This window comes from Pseudoalteromonas sp. BSi20439, from assembly GCF_000241165.1.
GTDB lineage: Bacteria > Pseudomonadota > Gammaproteobacteria > Enterobacterales > Alteromonadaceae > Pseudoalteromonas.
This window is the reverse complement of record NZ_BADW01000215.1, coordinates 1-16,735: the sequence shown is the minus strand read 5'-3', so window position 1 is coordinate 16,735 and position 16,735 is coordinate 1. Positions and strand designations below refer to the sequence as shown.

The window sequence follows — 16,735 nt, the reverse complement described above, 5'->3', positions numbered from 1 at the left end:
CATCAGTTACAGCAGGTTAATTTTTCGAATTTTAAAAGAGAAACGATCATAATTAAAACCCTTGTTTAAAACAAGGTTATTCACAGCCTCCTGCTCGAATAAACCTGACTTGCTCAAATAGTTGATTAAGTAAGCTCGAGTATGAAACCAAATGACTATAGTATCGCTTCCGTAAAAACAATTTGTAAACAAGTACAATCTCACCAACTAAGTACAGTAACAACTGAATTTGGCGACATTAAACTCATTCACTTTATTTGCCCGCCAATTGTAGCAAAAAAATTCACCAATTAACTGATGGATTTAAACTAATTGCGATAATTATTTAACTTTTTTTGCGTTAGTCGGTCATTTTTAAGCTTTCGTTCAATAAATACGCATGCTTTGCCGATTGTGATCAAGCTAATGTCGACATTAGTCGTAAGAGGTTCGGGGTTCGGGGTTCGGGGTTCGGGGTTCGGGGTTCGGGGTTCGGGGTTCGGGGTTATCGTGCATTTTTAATCATATAGATTAATTTACCAAGCATTTTCCCAATGCTTTCACATTCATTTAAAGCGTATTCTGTTTGCTCACAATTAATATGACCTAATTCAAAAGCAATCATTAGCTGAGTTTTTAATTCACCGACAGACCCTTTAGCTACAGAAAGAAAGCTCTTTCTTTATCAGAGTAACGCTCATAACCCTCTGCAATATTGCTAGGGACTGAAACTGCGCTTCGACACATTTGATCTTTTAAGCCAAAATCCCTCAAAGCAGCAAAGGTTTGGTATACAAACAAACTTAATGAGAAAGACTTTTTCCATACATCTAAACTTTCATACCTCACAACCACTCCTTAGCCTTAATCCCGCTTTCATCATAAACTATAGTAAACATATAATTTAACGCACGGAACTTAATCTCTTTCGCAGCTCGGTTCTCGTAGCCCGTTACTCGAAACTCATTATCTAAAAACAAAAAACCCAGCATAAGCTGGGTTTTTGAATTCTTGATAACGTAAAAATTAACGTTTTGAGAACTGTGGACGCTTACGCGCTTTCTTAAGACCCACTTTCTTACGTTCAACTTTACGTGCATCACGTGTAACGAAACCTGCTTTACGAAGTTGTGGACGTAGTGACTCGTCAAACTCCATAAGTGCACGAGTGATACCGTGACGGATAGCACCAGCTTGACCAGTAGTACCACCACCGGCAACGGTGATGTGAAGGTCAAATTTTTCAGTCATGTCTACAAGCTCAAGAGCTTGACGAACAACCATGCGTGCTGTTTCGCGACCAAAGTACTCTTCTAAAGAGCGCTTGTTGATTACGATGTTACCAGTGCCTGGGCGTAAGAATACGCGAGCACTTGAACTTTTACGACGACCTGTACCGTAGTATTGATTTGCCATGATAGTGCTCCTTAAATGTCTAGAACCTGAGGCTGTTGTGCAGCATGGTTATGCTCAGTACCCGCGTAAACTTTAAGTTTGCGGAACATAGCGCGGCCTAAAGGACCACGTGGCAACATGCCTTTAACAGCTTTTTCGATGATCATTTCAGGCTTTGCAGCTTGAAGTTTATCAAAAGTAGTAGACTTAAGACCACCTGGGAAACCAGAGTGAGCGTAGTACACTTTATCTTTGAATTTGTTACCAGTAACAGTAACTTTCTCAGCGTTGATAACGATGATGTAATCACCAGTATCTACGTGTGGTGTGTACTCAGCTTTGTGCTTACCGCGTAGGCGATGAGCGATTTCAGTAGCGATGCGACCTAAAGTTTTATCTTCAGCGTCAACTACGTACCAGTCACGTTTTACTGTTTCTGGTTTAGCAACAAACGTTTTCATTTATAAAAATCCAATGTTTTTCAATTAAAACCACAGGTAGTTATTATTAACTACCGCTCTAAGTATGCTACAACCCCTTCGAGTTTTAGACTTTTTCGCCGCTCACAAGTGGCTAAACTATATGAGGACATAGAACGCAACGTGGCAGACGCGGGAGTATACCAGCACTTAAACTACATTGCTACCGGCCGGTTGTTTTTTCCGCAAGAAAAGTTTGGGGTCGAGTGTCGGGCTACGGGGGGCGAGGTACGAGCTTCGAGGCCCGTTACCCGCAGCCCGTCGTCCGAGAACTTTACTCTTTACCTTTATTATTTCTGACACACCTCACAAAAAACGGTGCTGCGTTGGCCTAAACGAATTTCTGTTAGTGCTGTGTCGCAATTTACACAAGGCTGGCCTTTTCGGCCATACACTAATAGCTGTTGCGCAAAGTAGCCTGGCTTACCGTCACTTTGGGCAAAGTCTTTCAACGTTGTGCCGCCTTGAGTAATTGCTGCGGCTAGGGTGTCTTTTATAATTGGGATTAACGCTTGGTAGCGTTTTAGGCTTACTTTACCGGCTTCTTTTCGCGGATCGATACCTGCTTTAAATAATGATTCGTTAGCGTAAATATTACCAACCCCTACCACCACGGCGTTATTCATAATAAATTGCTTAACGGGCACTTTTTTATTACGAGATTGCTCATAAACACGTTTAGCAAAAAAGTCATCGGTGAGTGGCTCGGGGCCTAATTTAGCAAGTAACTTATGCTCTTCATTGGGCGCTTGCCATAAACAGCAACCAAAGCGACGCGGATCGTTTAAACGCAGCGCCTTATTATTCGCTAAAATAAACTCCACATGGTCGTGCTTTTTAAGTGGTTCATTGGCGTTTACAACCCGCAAGTTCCCCGACATACCTAAATGCAATATAGCCGAGCCTAACTCGCACTTTAACAATAAGTATTTAGCACGGCGCTCAATACTACTAACCACCAGCCCTTCAAGTTGATACACCTCATCTGGCACAGGCCAGCGCATACTAGCATTATGAATATTTACCTTAGTCACAACTTGGTTTAGCACATGGGGGGTAATGCCCATACGGCTAACTTCTACTTCTGGTAATTCAGGCATTAATAATACTCACTTATGAAAAGGTAAAACTTGGAAATAATTGTTTTGCAGTGGTTAAATCTAGCAACAATAATCGCTGACTGGTTTTATCGAATAAATAATACTGACCATGCGCCTCAAATAATAAGTACACCCAAGGTAGGGGCTCACCGGCGAGTTCAAACGTGGCTACCGATAGTGGCTTATTCATATCAAGCGCATCAGGTGTAATGGTGGTCATCAGCGCGGTATTTTGCCATAAATAAACTAGCTCACTAAGTTGCTGCTCTGAACCTTGCCAGCTAAGCGGTATATTTTTTTGCAAAGCAGTAGTACGCCAACTAGTGCCAATACGCTCAATTTTTTGGTCGATAAATTTAAGTGTTAATACAAAACTTTGAGGAGGAAGTAATGGCTGTAGTTGCGCCTGTGTTTCATCATTCCCTATGTTTTTATGCAGCCCATTTAAAAAGAAGATCATAATCAACATCGAAAAAATAATAACATTGTTCCAACCTTTTCGGCCGAGTTGCATGCGGGTCTTCCAATTAATAATATCGATTTAAAGTGTAACCAAAACTTAATTACACTGTCTATATGTTAAAACCCAAAGACTTTGCTAGAATATCGGCAAATTTTAAGGAGTTTAGTCATGTCAATGTATGTAGTGGGCCATAAAATCCCAGATTCAGATTCAATATGTGGTGCAATTGCACTGGCTTATTTAAAAAACCAAATTGATGAGCCAGCAATCCCAACTCGCCTGGGTGAAGTGTCACCTGAAACACAATTTATTTTAGATAGATTCGGCTTTGAAGCACCTGAGCTAAAACTTAGCTACGCTGGCGAAGACGTTTATATTGTAGACCACACAGAAAAAACCCAAGCACCTGACGATATTGATCAGGCTCGCGTAGTGGGCGTGGTTGATCATCACAAGCTAGGTGATTTAACCTCATCAACACCGCTTGAGTGTTGGATCCGCCCTGTTGGTTGTTCTAACACCATTATTAAAATGATGTATGACTTCTACAACGTTGAGATCCCTAAAGACATTGCCGGTATTATGCTTTGCGCTATTTTAAGTGACACGGTTATTTTTAAGTCACCAACCTGTACTACAGCCGATATTAAATGTGTTGAAGCGCTTGCAGAAATTGCAGGCATTGAAGACTTCAAAGAACTAGGCATGGACATGTTCCGCGTTAAATCAGCCGTTGAAGATACGCCAGTACGTGACTTAGTAATGCGTGACTTTAAAGACTTTAACATGAACGGTAACCTTGTTGGTATTGGTCAGTTAGAAGTTATTGACCTTGCAGTATTTGACGATATTAAACCCGACCTTGAAGCCGACATCGCGAAGCTTAAAGAAGAAGGCGGTCGTCATTCAGTATTTTTACTACTAACCGACATTATGAAAGAAGGCTCACAAATGCTAATTGCATCAGACGATGCTAGCCTAGTTGAGCAAGCTTATGGTGAAAAACCAGAAGACGGTAAAGTATGGTTAGACGGCGTATTAAGCCGTAAAAAGCAAGTAGTACCCCCACTACAAGACGCTTTTAAGGGCTAGGTTCGAGGTTCGAGGTTCGAGGTTCGAGGTTCGAGGTTCGAGAAATTTAAAAACCTTGCGGTTAATATCGCAAGGTTTTTTTATGCCTGTAGCAGCGGGTTCACCCCGCGTCAGTATTTGGTTTTAGGGTTTAGGTTTAGTTGCCTAACTCGTCGCTCGTAACCAGCACTTAAGCCTTTAACGATATTTTAATCACTACCAAATAAATCGCGTGTATATACTTTATCTGTTATGTCACTCAGCTCATCAACCATTCGATTAGACACAACAATATCTGAAAGTTGTTTAAACTCATTTAAATCACGGATTACTCGTGAATTAAAAAATACATCATCTTTCAATTCAGGCTCATAAACAATCATTTCAATGTTGTAGCCCATAATGCGTTTCATAATCCCTTGAATGGCTGACGCCCTAAAATTATCAGAGTTGGTTTTCATAACCAACCTGTAAATACCCACCACTTTTGGATTACGTTTAACAATTGAGTCTGCAATAAAATCTTTGCGGGTAGTATTGGCATCAACAATCGCACTTATCATATTATTTGGCACATCTTTGTAATTAGCCAATAGCTGCTTAGTGTCTTTTGGTAAGCAATAACCACCATAACCAAATGAGGGATTATTGTAATGTTCGCCAATTCGAGGGTCGAGTCCCACCCCCTTTATGATCTGCTTACTATTTAAATTATGTGATTCAGCATAGGTGTCTACCTCATTAAAATAAGCAACACGCATCGCTAAGTAAGTATTAGAGAAAAGCTTTATCGCTTCAGCTTCAGTTGAGTCAGTAAAAAGAACCTCTATATTCTCTTTTATAGCGCCCTGCTTTAACAAATTTGCAAATGCAGTAGCGCGTTCGCTTTGCTCCCCGACAATAATTCGTGATGGGTATAAATTATCGTACAAAGCTTTACCTTCACGTAAAAATTCTGGTGAAAATAACACATTATCAATACCAAACTGCTCTTTTATTCGCTGAGTAAAGCGCACAGGCACCGTTGATTTAACTACTATCACCGCATCGGAGTTATACATGAGTGCATCTTTTATAACTGCCTCAACAGAGCTAGTGTTAAAGTTATTCGTATGAGTATCGTAATCGGTAGGTGTAGCAATAATAATGAAATCAGCATCTGTATACGCTTGATTTTTATTTATTGTAGCAGTGAAATTTAAATCATTTCGCTGTAAATATTCACTAATGTAATCATCAACAATGGGGGACTGCTTATTATTTAATAACGCAATTTTTTCTTCGTCTATATCCAATGCAATGACTTCATTATGTTGTGCTAACAACATTGCATTAGATAAACCAACATAACCCGTGCCCACCACTGTTATCTTCATAAGTAGCCTTAAAATAAAAAGTAATGCTATGAATAACAAAAGTATAGTTAAAGCTAAGTTATTGGCAAATAAGGAGCTCTTTTGTTTATAATTTTGTTCCTTACTTTGCACCTCTAAATCATCATGCGCTCTTCGCAACTTAGTATATAACCCATTTAAATTATGCATGAACTGAGAGAGAAGTGAGCGAAAATGAGCCCCTTGCTTCACAACTAAATTTTAAATCGCACCCCTAGCTCGTACTCTTTAACATTCCACTCTTAACCAAACACCTGTAAGGCATAAAACCCCGCCTACAAAACATTTCTACCACAGAGAACACCGAGGCACTTCGAGCTACACAGAGAAGACAAGGCAAATAAAACATGTCTTTAATCACTTCCTCTGTGCACTCTGTGACCTCTGTGGTAAAAAATCACTAAAAGATGCGGGATGAACCCAGAGCAAAAGCTAAACGGCATATTTGAAAAGCAACTCTAGGATCTAGGTTTTTACTAGCACCTCGCGCAATTTCGCTATGGTAAGCCGCTAAAAATCCAAACTATTAATTGCCTGCTATATTTACCTATAAAATAAAGGCGTTAGGCTCTAAGTGCTAGACTCGAGCTTCGAGCCGTAGCCCCTGGCCCGCAAGCCCGCAGCCAAAACATAAGGACATAAAATGCAAATACTTCACCATGGAGCAGTAAATGGCGTAACAGGCTCATGCCACCAGCTGATAATAAACGATCAAAGCTCTTTTCTAATTGACTGCGGGCTATTTCAAGGTGAAGATTCTGTTGATGATCTTAATATTGAATTTAATATAGATACAGTCCGCGCGCTGATTGTCACCCATTGTCACATCGATCATGTTGGCCGAATCCCCTACTTATTAATGGCTGGCTTTAAAGGACCCATATTTACCTCTGTCGCATCAGCAAGCTTATTGCCGTTAGTCATTGAAGATGCATTAAAAGTGGGCGTTACGCGAGACCAAAAAATAATAGACACCTGCTTAAGATTACTTAAACAGCAAATTATTGAAGTTGATTTTAAAACCTGGTTCGATCTTCCTTGCAAAGGTGAACACACAGCGAAAGCCCGATTACAACGAGCAGGGCACATTTTAGGCTCCGCCTATGTTGAAATAGACATAGGCACACCTCCCCACAAAGCTAATAATAATCATAGAGTGGTTTTTTCTGGTGATTTAGGCGCGCCCTATACGCCTTTACTACCCGCACCTAAAGCGCCCTATAAAGCCGATACCTTAGTGATAGAGTCGACCTATGGAGATAAAAATCACCAAGGTCGTAAACAACGTACGCAAACCTTAAAAAACGTGATTGAACGCGCTGTTGCCGACAACGGCGTAGTACTTGTGCCTGCCTTTAGTATTGGCCGCACGCAAGAACTGTTATACGAGCTTGAACAGCTAATTCATGCTTCTGCTAAAAACTCACCTTGGCGCACAATACAAGTAATACTCGACTCCCCCATGGCAGCTAACTTTACTCAGCAATACCGAAAATTTAAATATTTATGGGATGAAGAAGCAAAACAAAAAGTAGCCAAAGGCCGCCATCCTCTCGACTTTGAAAACCTCACTACAATAAATACCCATAGCGAGCACTTAGCGTTAATAAATTACCTCGCCACACGCCAAACACCTGCAATTATCCTAGCTGCAAGCGGTATGTGCACCGGCGGAAGAATAGTTAACTACCTAGAGCGATTTTTAACAGATGAAACCACCGACGTACTATTTGTAGGTTACCAAGGGCGCGGAACATTAGGTCGAGACATACAAGCCTACGGACCAAAAAATGGCTACGTGTTGATAAATAATACTAGGGTGAATATTAACGCCAAAATACACACTATAAGCGGTTATAGTGCTCATGCAGATCAGGCAGGTCTCATTAAATTTGTAACCGGTATGCGCAAAAAGCCCCGCCATATAAAAATAGTCCACGGCGATGATGACGCTAAAAATGCACTCGCTACAAAGTATAGGGAAGTACTGGGGAACGAGGTGAAGGTAGAAATTGGGAAGGGATAGGTTTTAGGTTCGGGGTTCGGGGTTCGGGGTTCGGGGTTCGAGAAATTTAAAAACCTTGCGGTTAATATCGCAAGGTTTTTAAATATCTGTAGCAGCGGGTTCACCCCGCGTCGTTATTAGGTTTTAGGCCCGTCACCCGTCACCCGTCGCTCGTCGCCCGTAACTCGCAACCCGAGTACAGTATAAAATAGCAACACTTAAGTTGCTAAAAACAACAATAGCAACTAATATGTTTCTATAAATTTAAAAAGCAACTTATTAGTTTCCTTAAATGAACCTTCTACAGCAAATAAAAAACCGTCGTCTTGCTCTAAAAATAAAACAAAATGAAATGCCCATGCGCATTGGTATTTCTAGGCAACAATACCAGCGACTTGAAGCAAAAGGCAATCCCAGATTAGATACGCTAACATTAGTAGCTCAAGGGCTTAATAGTGAAATAATGTTAATACCGAAAGAAAAAATGAGTGTGGTATTAGCAGCCCTCAAAAACAGTGATGGCAACATACCAACCGAACACCAAAAGCCTAATCAAAGCCTACAAAAAATAACTGTATCTGAAGATCCATGGAAAGGATTACTAGAGGATGAGGATGAACATGGAAATTAATGTTTTAAAGTTAACACTGCATGGCCATGTAGTAGGCTTTCTTGCTGGGGGTAAAAATGGCTTAAACATATTCCACTTCGATGAAAGCTTTCGTTTAAATAAAACGAGGCCAACATTTAGCTTAACTACACATCCAAACTTCCCACGAGCTGAAAAAATGATGTCAGAACCTTGGGTAACAAACCAACGCGTTCACCCCATACTATCAAACCTACTACCAGAAGGTTCATTAAGCGAACTAATAGCTCAAGGCCTTAAAACTCATGTAGATAATGAGTTTCACATCCTTTCGTACCTCGGAATGGACTTACCAGGTGCTTTAGTTGCTGAACCAATGAAGCCTGAGGATGTTCCAATTAGCCTATTTAATAGTCATGGCCAAGTAACTGCGGTGAATTTTGACAAGTTAAATCAAGAGAATAAATTTTCTTTGGCTGGTGTCCAAATGAAATTTTCTATGAAAGAAAAAGACGGCCGATATAATTTAGCACGTGATAATGTGTTAGGTGATTGGATCATAAAAACCCCCTCAACTAAACATAAAGATGTGCCTACTAATGAGTTTACATCCATGACTTTAGCGTCAATGGTAGGTGTGGATATTCCGGATATAAAACTAGTTAATATTGAACAATTAGATAATTTACCTCAAATTAATTTACCTGATGAAAAACTAGCGTTTGCAATAAAGCGATTCGATAGGCAAAACAATCAACGAATTCACATGGAAGATTTTGCACAAGTACTCGTTAAGTACCCACACGATAAATACAATTCAGGAAACTATGAGCAAATAGCAAGGATCTTATATCAGTTTTCAGAGGATGGGCTCGCTGATGTGCAACAGCTAGCAAGACGTTTACTTGCTAATATTCTGCTAGCTAATGGTGACGCTCACCTAAAAAATTGGAGTTTATTATATTCAGACCAAACAACGCCAAGGCTATCACCTGCTTATGATATAGTTACAACCAGTGTTTACATTGCAAATGAGCAACATTTTGCACTCAACCTCGCGAAAACAAAAGCATGGTACGATATCTCTTATAAACATTTTGAATACTGGTCTAAAAAAGCAGACACTCCTTGGCGAGCTATAAAACCTCATTTAGATGATGTAATTAATAAAGCGCGTACACAATGGCCAGATGCGATTAAGAATTTACCAATGAGTAAAGCACATAAACAACAACTTAAAACTCATTGGCAACGCCTTCATGAAGATTTTAGGTTCTAGGGATTAGGTTCGAGGTTCGAGGTATTTAAAAACCTTGCGGCTATTTTTATGCATGTAGCAGCGGGTTCACCCCGCGTCGATTTTAGGTTCGAGGTTCGGTGTTTAGCTCTAGGCTCGTAACCCGTTGTTGCTCAGTGCCCGCTCCCCGTTGCCCACCGCTCGTCGCCCGCAACCCGCTGCCCTTTAAATCCTGTACAAGCAAGTATATTCACGTATCATTTTAAGGCCAATAAATAAAAGGATACCTCTTGTTTAATCTCCCCCCCACGACAATTGCACTTATTATCGTTTGTAGCGGCTCTATTATTGGACCGCTTGGCATGGCAGGCGTTAACATCGCTATTCCTGACCTTGCTGAAGATTTACACGCAAGCGCAAAAATGATTGCGTGGATGCCCACCTTGTATTTACTCAGTAGCGTCCTTTTTATGCTGCCGTGCGGTAAAATAGCAGACAACTATGGTCGCAAACGCGTGTATGCATTTGGTTTAGGTTTAAATGCGCTGGCCTCGCTAATGTGTGCGTTAGCAAATTCTATTGAGTGGGTGCTTTTTTGGCGCTTTATACAAGGGGCTGCAGGCGCCATGATTTTTGGTATAGGTGTTGCCATTATCACCTCTGTTACGCCTGATAATAAACGCGGAATGGCACTGGGCATCTCTGCGGCGTGTGTGTACATAGGACTCAGTGCAGCGCCTGCGGTTGGTGGCTGGCTCACTGAAATATGGGGATGGCGCGCCGTGTTTTACTCGCAAATCCCCCTGGTACTTATGCTGCTTATTGCCATTAAACTGTTTTTGCATGGCGAATGGAAAAACGATAAAAAATCGCCGTTTGACTGGTGGGGTATGGTTATTTTCTCGCTCTTTGCACTGTGCTTAGTATTAGGGTTAAGTGATTTACCGAATATAGCTGGCTGGCTATTAACCGCACTTTCAATCATTTGTTTAATGCTATTTATTGTTCACCAAAGTCGCAGTCGGCGCCCGTTAATTAGAGTACAAATGTTTTTAGAAAGTCGTGTATTTAGCCTATCGTTGACTACATCGTTTTTAATGTATGCCAGTAACTTTTCACTGGCCTTTTTGTTAAGTTTGTACCTGCAATATATAAAAGGATTAAGCCCCGCACATGCAGGACAAATAGTATTACTACAAGCGGTTTCAATGGCTATTATGGCGCCCCTAGCAGGTAAGCTTGCCGATAAAATACAACCACGCTTACTTGCCACGCTAGGCTGTGTAATTGTTCTGGTTGGATTTTTTCTGTTATCCCAGTTATCGGTTAACTCAAGCACCGCTTACATTAGCGGCTCACTGTTATTATTAGGGATTGGGTTTGGCTTATTTTCGACCCCTAACAACAATGCCATTATGGGTGCAGTGGATAAAAGTGAGCTAGGTGTGGCGTCTTCCTCAATGAACTTATCACGCACTATTGGTAATTTATTTGGTATGAGCTTAATAAACTTAATTGTGCATTATTACCTTGGTGACAGCACCTTCTCAGCGCAAAATAGCCACGCACTAATGAGCACCATTTCATTGGCGTTTAAAATGTCATTAGGATTTGTCATGCTGGCAAGCTGTATTTCTGCGCTGCGAGGTCGGGCTTAAAAGGCTGCTAGCTTCGAGCTTCGAGCTGCGAGGCACTAGGTTCGAGGGAGGTTCAAGGTTCTAGGCTCTAGGATCTATGCCCGTAGCTCGAAGCCCGTAACCCGCTGCCGTTATCATGAACTTTAACACCGCACTTGGCCTAATCTCTACCTATCACCTAAACCCTAGCACCTATCACCTATCACCTAAGATTCAATATCTTTATTGTCTACACTCATTTCTATTTGCTTATTCAGTAAGTTAATTAACAAAATGCTGCGCATATCGCCGTCGGGCTCTTTGTATATTGCTTGAATACTTTTAAAAGAATCGTTATTAACGCTGACTACATCACCCGCTTTTGGCATTGTTGACTCAACGGTTTGTGAGCATTTACTTTGTAATTGTTCAATTAAAGCTACAGGGACTATTTGATAACTCGCACCATAAGACACAAACCCACCAATACCGCGGGTATTTTTTACAGCAGAAAAATTTCCGCTTTTTAAATCAAGACGAACAAACAAGTAATTAGGAAACAAAGCGAGCTGTTTAACAGTACGACGACCTTTAACCAGCTTTTCTGTTGTTAATTTGGGGTAAAATGCCTCAATCCCTTGGTTGGTTAAGTTAGTTTTTGCCCTTTCCTCTTGTCGGGGCTTGCACATAACTAAATACCAATTTTCCATACTATACCCTGTAACCTTAGCTTAACGAGCAGTCGCCAGCATTTATCAAACCGAACTTGCCATTGTAAACTACTCACGGAATTGATGCGAGCCTGATAGTTAGGTTTTAGGTCCTAGGTTTTAGACCCGTAGCCCATTACTCGTTGCCCGTTACCGGTAACCCACTACCGTGAATTTTAAAACCATGCTTGGCTTAATCTCTACCTAGCCCCTAGCCCCTAGCACCTTTACCCTTTAACCAACTCTTTCATATATTCAGTAAACTCATAACCTAAGCTTTCATGGCGCATGCTGTATTCTACAATGGCTTTTAAATAACCAAGTTTATCGCCGCAGTCATGTGAGCGGCCACTCACATGAAACGCTTCTACCGTATCAATAGCAAGTAATGCATCAATCGCGTCTGTAAGTTGTATTTCACCGCCTGCGCCAACATGAGTTTTAGCGAGTAATGGCCAAATATTTTTACTTAAAACATAACGACCAACAACGGCTAAATTTGAAGGAGCAACCTCTGCGGCTGGTTTTTCAACCATTGCGAAGAAGGATCCGATAGTTCCCTCTATTAGAAGAAAACACCACCCTCCCCTCAAACACTTACACAGCAAGGCCTTGCGCGCGATTTAGCTTTTTATATGAGACACAAAAACGTCTGATTTTTAACATTTGAGACAGTTTTAATCGTGAAAAATGCGAGTGAGAAGTGTCTCAATCTGGCTATTTACGACACGCTAGCACACTAAAAGTCTGAGATAAAAAAGTGTAAAAATTCACTTTTTAATATGCCAACATATTAAATAATGCCCATAAAAAAGGATTCACCGTGTCTCAATATGGCTATTTCATAGAGTCTTAGCAGCTAAAAGTCTGAGATGAAAAAGTGAAAAAATTCACTTTTTTATTATGTGGTCAGGCGCTTTTTTACCTAATTTAAGGGGGTTTTACGCGTTAAAATGACAACCAGTGAGTCGGCTTGGCGCTCAAGCCTGCGATTTTATCGTAGCTTCATCCGTAACTGGTGAAATAGTGAATGTAAAAGTGAATACTCAATGCTAGACGCGCTATACAGCGCCTAAATGGGGTGAAGTCGATAGGTATAGCGTGGTGCTTTTGCGCAAAAGCGCCAATGTTACTCATGTAAATAATCAATATGTGTACATGATGTACCACTTATAAATATACCGCTGGCTAGCTTCTCAATACCCCTCTTCCATCAGCAGATTACTTGGACTCTGAGCGAGCACATTACTTTTTAATGCGGGCATAATGATTTCCCCTTTAGTTTATCGAATCCTTCCGAGAAAACCCATTGATCGACGCGAAGCGGCGTCGGTGGGATGAATCGGAATAACTAGCCCTGTTCTTGATGAGAATGGTAGTGCAGTGTGATTTAGTCTCATATTCCATCTTGACAACTCATTTCCATACAGTAGTCTATACAGTATATGAAAAAGACGCTTAGATACAACTACAGGCTAAACCCTACGCCAGAGCAAGAAGCTAAACTCGTTGAATTTGGCGCGACAGCGCGTGGCATTTGGAACTTATTACTGTCTGAAAATATGCGTCGATATGGGTTCGATAAAACATTCTTGTTCTACAATGATATGGCCTCGCTTCTTAAGGAAATAAAGCCTTTTGAAGAGTTTACGTGGATTAAGTCTTTTGACTCGGCAGCAGCTCAGCAAGTTGCTCGTGATTTAGAAACGGCAATGAAAAATGCGTTTTCTAAGGGGCGCTTACAACGTTTCCCAAAACACAAGATTTCATACAAAAAGAAAAAGCTTCACAATGACAGTTTTCGAGCGGTCAATAACTCGAACTGTATCCGCATTGAAAATGGCACTATCAGTATTCCAAAAGTTGGTAAAGTGCCTATCATTTTACATCGCGAACTGGCTAGCAAAATCAAAACGGTAACTGTTCAGTTTCGCCACGGTAAATGGGAATGCAGTATTACTCAAGAAGTGGAGTGCAAGACAGCCAAGCAAGTTCTAAAAAACATCACAGGTTTTGACATTAACTCAAAGCAAACGGTAGTTGGCTCGAACGGCTACGTGGCCGACAATCCAAAGTTTTTAACACAGTCAAAAACAAAGTTAAATCAATTGCAACGTCAGCTTGCACGCCGAACTAAAGGTTCAAATCGCTGGCACAAAACCAAACAACGCATCAATAAATTACACGGTAAGATCTCACGGCAAAGGCTCGACTTTGCACATAAAATTTCACGACAGATAACCAATGAAAATGATATTTTAGTGTTTGAAGATTTAAATGTAAAAGCGATGCAAAAATTCAATGGCAGTATGGTAGCTGACAATGTGATGGCTCTGATAACTCAGCTTTCAAAATACAAAACTGAGCTTGAAGGTAAACTCTATCACGAGATTGGCAGGTTTGAAAAATCCACTGGGATTTGCGCAGAATGCGGCCAGCACCATGTTTTAACATTGAACGACAGAAATTTCACTTGTAAAGCTTGCGAAGTTTACCAAAGCCGAGACTTGTCAGCGGCTAAAAGTATAGCAAAAACAGGTGAGTTAAATTTAATTGCGGCTGGGATCGTCGCAAGGGTAGCCCCCACATCTCAGCAGAAATCAGCTATTAAAACGAAAGTCTTCGAGTTGTCGAAGTTTGCTGTTGGAACTGAGAAAAAAGAAGTAGCCTAGCATTAAAAATCTAGGCTGTAGAAGCCCATTGATCGACACGTAGTGGCGTCGGTGGGTAGTTCACTAGCTATAAATTAGTACGAAATACAAACCACAAATTATCTAGCATTGCTTTAAGATGAATAAAGGCCAAAAAACCGACTTAATGTCGGCTTTTTGGCTAAGTGGTTTAAGGCTTAGCTTTCTACTTCTTCCCAATGGTTTTCGATTTCTTCTAGGCGAATTACTTTTGCAGCTTCCTCAGCTTCAGTATCCGACAGTAAATCAAGAAAATAACTTACGGGATTATTTTGCTCTTGGCTTTCCATATACAAAGCTCTTAAAGCCGCATCTGTAGTACGTGGAATTTTTGTTTGACCTTTCTCATAACGTGCAATTGTCTGTTCATCCACACCAAAACGTGTCGCAAGCATTTTTTGAGAAACATTCATTTCAATACGTAAAAATTTAAATTCCTCATACGCAAGAGGCCTATTGCTGTCGACAACAACCTGCGCTATTGCGCTATGAAGTCCGTTCATATCATCAATACTTGTATATTCTTCACCATCGATTTCTTCAACGGTAACACCATTTTTTAGATACACGTTTAATAAACCGCTTTCAGTATAATGGTACATATCAACCTCTTAATCTATCCATACAGTTACTAAAACTGACATAGGACTGTCATGATGATTCTTAAGTGCAACAGTCAACTCAATAACTTTGCCCGCTGCTAAACCTTTCAAGTTAAATTTCCAATCTCCGGAGGCCTCAGGGTATGGACCCTCTCTAAACACCGAATGTTTACTCTTAAGTAGAGTAATTATTTGTGCTGTAGTAACCCCTCGTTCATGCATGCGTTGTTTAACATGCTTGCTCCATCGAATCCTGTGGGTATAATTCTCTGCCAGATCATTCATTATTTTTCTGGCTGTTCCCTCTGTAAGTGGGAATTCTTTAACACCTTGTGGATTATTTTCAACCATGAACCACCTATCAATCTGATACCTATCATTTTGATAGGAAGGCAACGTATTGTCAACTATCACTTGAAAAAACTCTAAACGAACTTAGGGCCTGTTGATCTTTGCGGATTAAAATTTGTTCAAACTAGGGGCGGTTTAATCGCGGCGCGAGGTTTGTAACCTAGTGGACTAAGTCAAAACCGAGCAAAGCTTCCGCGTCCTGCTCACGCTCCTTACCTACATCCATGTAGGCAACAAAGAGTAAATCGCCCCTAGGCAGAACCCAAAGGGCAGCGCCTGTTTGGCATTGATGCTGCGTTATCACCTATTTATGGGGAATAACCACACCACATAGGCTCTGCCTTGCCTAAATACCAAACAGACTGCTGCAAATTTAACCTTGAAAGATCATTAGGCCCTAGTATCGCCGTCAGCAAAAACAACAACTACCACCTTCACAGAAGGGTGAGTTTCTTTCCTAACTCGTCTTGGGGCATAAACGAGTTAGTACCATAGTCCGCTTTTGGCACAGACTGTGTGAAAACTCAGATCACCTTTTGGTCTAAGTATGTTCTGCTTATGATCTATTAATCTATACATTTAGTTCACTTAATATACTGATATTTATATAATTAGACTATTGATTCAGTTGAGGGTTGAGGCAGTATGTCAAAGTTTATAAGCGGTGAAAGTCGTGACCAATCAACGTTATTTCCAGAATCGTTGGAAGATTACGTCAGTGAAGATAATACGGTCAGAGTGATTGATGTTTTCATTGAGGAACTAAATCTAGCTGAATTGGGGTTTAAAGGATTAACTTTAAAGTCCACAGGCCGCCCTAAGTATCATCCAGCCACATTATTAAAACTGTATCTTTATGGTTACCTCAACCGTATTCAATCATCCCGCCGATTAGAAACCGAATGCCAACGCAATATTGAACTGATGTGGCTACTTGGTAAGTTGGCACCCGACTTTAAAACGATTGCTGATTTTAGAAAAGACAACGGAGATGGTATAAAAAATGTGTGCAAAACGTTTGTTGAAGTCTGCCGTCGTCTGAATATGTTTGAGT

The 16,735-nt window shown here is 40.8% G+C and carries 15 protein-coding genes and 2 pseudogenes; 7 read left to right on the top strand and 10 right to left on the bottom strand.

All coding sequences use genetic code 11. The features are described from left to right. Positions 1-484: 484 nt before the first annotated feature. The 5 genes and pseudogenes from P20439_RS18765 to P20439_RS16050 all read right to left on the bottom strand — a co-directional run bounded on the left by P20439_RS18765 (position 485) and on the right by P20439_RS16050 (position 3,467). Positions 485-828, bottom strand: a pseudogene (locus P20439_RS18765) (four helix bundle protein). A 177-nt stretch (positions 829-1,005) separates the two neighbouring features. Next, positions 1,006-1,398 (bottom strand): 30S ribosomal protein S9, encoded by a 393-nt coding sequence (gene rpsI / locus P20439_RS16065; protein WP_024600778.1) that lies wholly within the window; start codon positions 1,396-1,398, stop codon positions 1,006-1,008. Positions 1,399-1,406: 8 nt separating this feature from the next. Beyond that, positions 1,407-1,835 carry a 50S ribosomal protein L13 gene (rplM, locus tag P20439_RS16060; protein WP_008110876.1) on the bottom strand — a complete coding sequence of 143 codons (429 nt, stop codon included), beginning with the start codon at positions 1,833-1,835 and terminating at the stop codon, positions 1,407-1,409. A gap of 308 nt (positions 1,836-2,143) precedes the next feature. Further along, positions 2,144-2,953, bottom strand: a complete 810-nt coding sequence (gene mutM / locus P20439_RS16055) for a bifunctional DNA-formamidopyrimidine glycosylase/DNA-(apurinic or apyrimidinic site) lyase (protein WP_008110879.1) — start codon at positions 2,951-2,953, stop codon at positions 2,144-2,146. 13 nt (positions 2,954-2,966) lie between these two features. Continuing rightward, positions 2,967-3,467: a hypothetical protein gene (locus tag P20439_RS16050; protein ID WP_008110881.1), complete on the bottom strand. Its 501-nt coding sequence runs from the start codon at positions 3,465-3,467 to the stop codon at positions 2,967-2,969. A 117-nt stretch (positions 3,468-3,584) separates the two neighbouring features. Between P20439_RS16050 and P20439_RS16045 the strand changes: the two genes are divergently transcribed. Next, the gene (locus P20439_RS16045; RefSeq protein ID WP_008110883.1) at positions 3,585-4,508 is read left to right on the top strand and encodes a manganese-dependent inorganic pyrophosphatase; all 924 of its coding nucleotides are present in this window, start codon (positions 3,585-3,587) and stop codon (positions 4,506-4,508) included. Between the two features lie 188 nt (positions 4,509-4,696). Here the strand turns inward: P20439_RS16045 and P20439_RS16040 are convergent, their stop codons facing one another. Next, the gene (locus tag P20439_RS16040) at positions 4,697-5,863 is read right to left on the bottom strand and encodes a nucleotide sugar dehydrogenase (RefSeq protein WP_008110885.1); all 1,167 of its coding nucleotides are present in this window, start codon (positions 5,861-5,863) and stop codon (positions 4,697-4,699) included. Positions 5,864-6,524: 661 nt separating this feature from the next. On the opposite strand from P20439_RS16040, the gene P20439_RS16035 reads away from it, so the two are divergent. The 4 genes from P20439_RS16035 (at position 6,525) to P20439_RS16020 (ending at position 11,370) form a co-directional block, all read left to right on the top strand. Beyond that, positions 6,525-7,907, top strand: coding sequence for an MBL fold metallo-hydrolase RNA specificity domain-containing protein (locus P20439_RS16035; protein WP_008110887.1), 1,383 nt, complete (start codon positions 6,525-6,527; stop codon positions 7,905-7,907). A 271-nt stretch (positions 7,908-8,178) separates the two neighbouring features. Further along, on the top strand, positions 8,179-8,517 hold the full coding sequence (locus P20439_RS16030) for a helix-turn-helix transcriptional regulator (RefSeq protein ID WP_008110891.1): 339 nt from the start codon (positions 8,179-8,181) through the stop codon (positions 8,515-8,517). Continuing rightward, positions 8,507-9,754 carry a type II toxin-antitoxin system HipA family toxin gene (locus P20439_RS16025; RefSeq protein ID WP_008468365.1) on the top strand — a complete coding sequence of 416 codons (1,248 nt, stop codon included), beginning with the start codon at positions 8,507-8,509 and terminating at the stop codon, positions 9,752-9,754. The genes P20439_RS16030 and P20439_RS16025 overlap by 11 nt, the downstream gene beginning before the upstream one ends. A gap of 248 nt (positions 9,755-10,002) precedes the next feature. Continuing rightward, entirely contained in the window at positions 10,003-11,370 is a 1,368-nt protein-coding gene (locus P20439_RS16020) for an MFS transporter (protein WP_008468364.1), read from the top strand. 185 nt (positions 11,371-11,555) lie between these two features. Here the strand turns inward: P20439_RS16020 and rfaH are convergent, their stop codons facing one another. Together rfaH and P20439_RS16010 are read right to left on the bottom strand one after the other, a co-directional pair. After that, entirely contained in the window at positions 11,556-12,038 is a 483-nt protein-coding gene (rfaH, locus tag P20439_RS16015) for a transcription/translation regulatory transformer protein RfaH (RefSeq protein ID WP_008109597.1), read from the bottom strand. A gap of 227 nt (positions 12,039-12,265) precedes the next feature. After that, positions 12,266-12,577, bottom strand: a pseudogene (locus P20439_RS16010) (UTP--glucose-1-phosphate uridylyltransferase); the annotation flags it as partial. Between the two features lie 906 nt (positions 12,578-13,483). On the opposite strand from P20439_RS16010, the gene P20439_RS16005 reads away from it, so the two are divergent. Continuing rightward, complete coding sequence (locus P20439_RS16005; RefSeq protein WP_008468359.1) at positions 13,484-14,710, top strand: RNA-guided endonuclease TnpB family protein; 1,227 nt, start codon at positions 13,484-13,486, stop codon at positions 14,708-14,710. A gap of 176 nt (positions 14,711-14,886) precedes the next feature. Here P20439_RS16005 and P20439_RS16000 read toward each other — a convergent pair whose 3' ends face one another. Further along, the gene (locus P20439_RS16000; RefSeq protein WP_008109361.1) at positions 14,887-15,330 is read right to left on the bottom strand and encodes a DNA-binding transcriptional regulator; all 444 of its coding nucleotides are present in this window, start codon (positions 15,328-15,330) and stop codon (positions 14,887-14,889) included. Between the two features lie 9 nt (positions 15,331-15,339). Beyond that, positions 15,340-15,681 (bottom strand): DUF4258 domain-containing protein, encoded by a 342-nt coding sequence (locus P20439_RS15995; protein WP_008109362.1) that lies wholly within the window; start codon positions 15,679-15,681, stop codon positions 15,340-15,342. A 645-nt stretch (positions 15,682-16,326) separates the two neighbouring features. On the opposite strand from P20439_RS15995, the gene P20439_RS15990 reads away from it, so the two are divergent. Next, a partial coding sequence (locus P20439_RS15990; RefSeq protein WP_036934477.1) for a transposase occupies positions 16,327-16,735 on the top strand: 409 nt, incomplete at its 3' end.

Coding starts and splice junctions, on each gene's coding strand:
- P20439_RS16040 (WP_008110885.1), bottom strand. CDS start 5,863: ATGAAGATAACAGTGGTGGGCACGGGTTATGTTGGTTTATCTAATGCA.
- P20439_RS16045 (WP_008110883.1), top strand. CDS start 3,585: ATGTCAATGTATGTAGTGGGCCATAAAATCCCAGATTCAGATTCAATA.
- mutM (WP_008110879.1), bottom strand. CDS start 2,953: ATGCCTGAATTACCAGAAGTAGAAGTTAGCCGTATGGGCATTACCCCC.
- rplM (WP_008110876.1), bottom strand. CDS start 1,835: ATGAAAACGTTTGTTGCTAAACCAGAAACAGTAAAACGTGACTGGTAC.
- P20439_RS16005 (WP_008468359.1), top strand. CDS start 13,484: ATGAAAAAGACGCTTAGATACAACTACAGGCTAAACCCTACGCCAGAG.
- P20439_RS15995 (WP_008109362.1), bottom strand. CDS start 15,681: ATGGTTGAAAATAATCCACAAGGTGTTAAAGAATTCCCACTTACAGAG.
- P20439_RS16025 (WP_008468365.1), top strand. CDS start 8,507: ATGGAAATTAATGTTTTAAAGTTAACACTGCATGGCCATGTAGTAGGC.
- P20439_RS16035 (WP_008110887.1), top strand. CDS start 6,525: ATGCAAATACTTCACCATGGAGCAGTAAATGGCGTAACAGGCTCATGC.
- P20439_RS16030 (WP_008110891.1), top strand. CDS start 8,179: ATGAACCTTCTACAGCAAATAAAAAACCGTCGTCTTGCTCTAAAAATA.
- P20439_RS16050 (WP_008110881.1), bottom strand. CDS start 3,467: ATGCAACTCGGCCGAAAAGGTTGGAACAATGTTATTATTTTTTCGATG.
- P20439_RS16000 (WP_008109361.1), bottom strand. CDS start 15,330: ATGTACCATTATACTGAAAGCGGTTTATTAAACGTGTATCTAAAAAAT.
- rfaH (WP_008109597.1), bottom strand. CDS start 12,038: ATGGAAAATTGGTATTTAGTTATGTGCAAGCCCCGACAAGAGGAAAGG.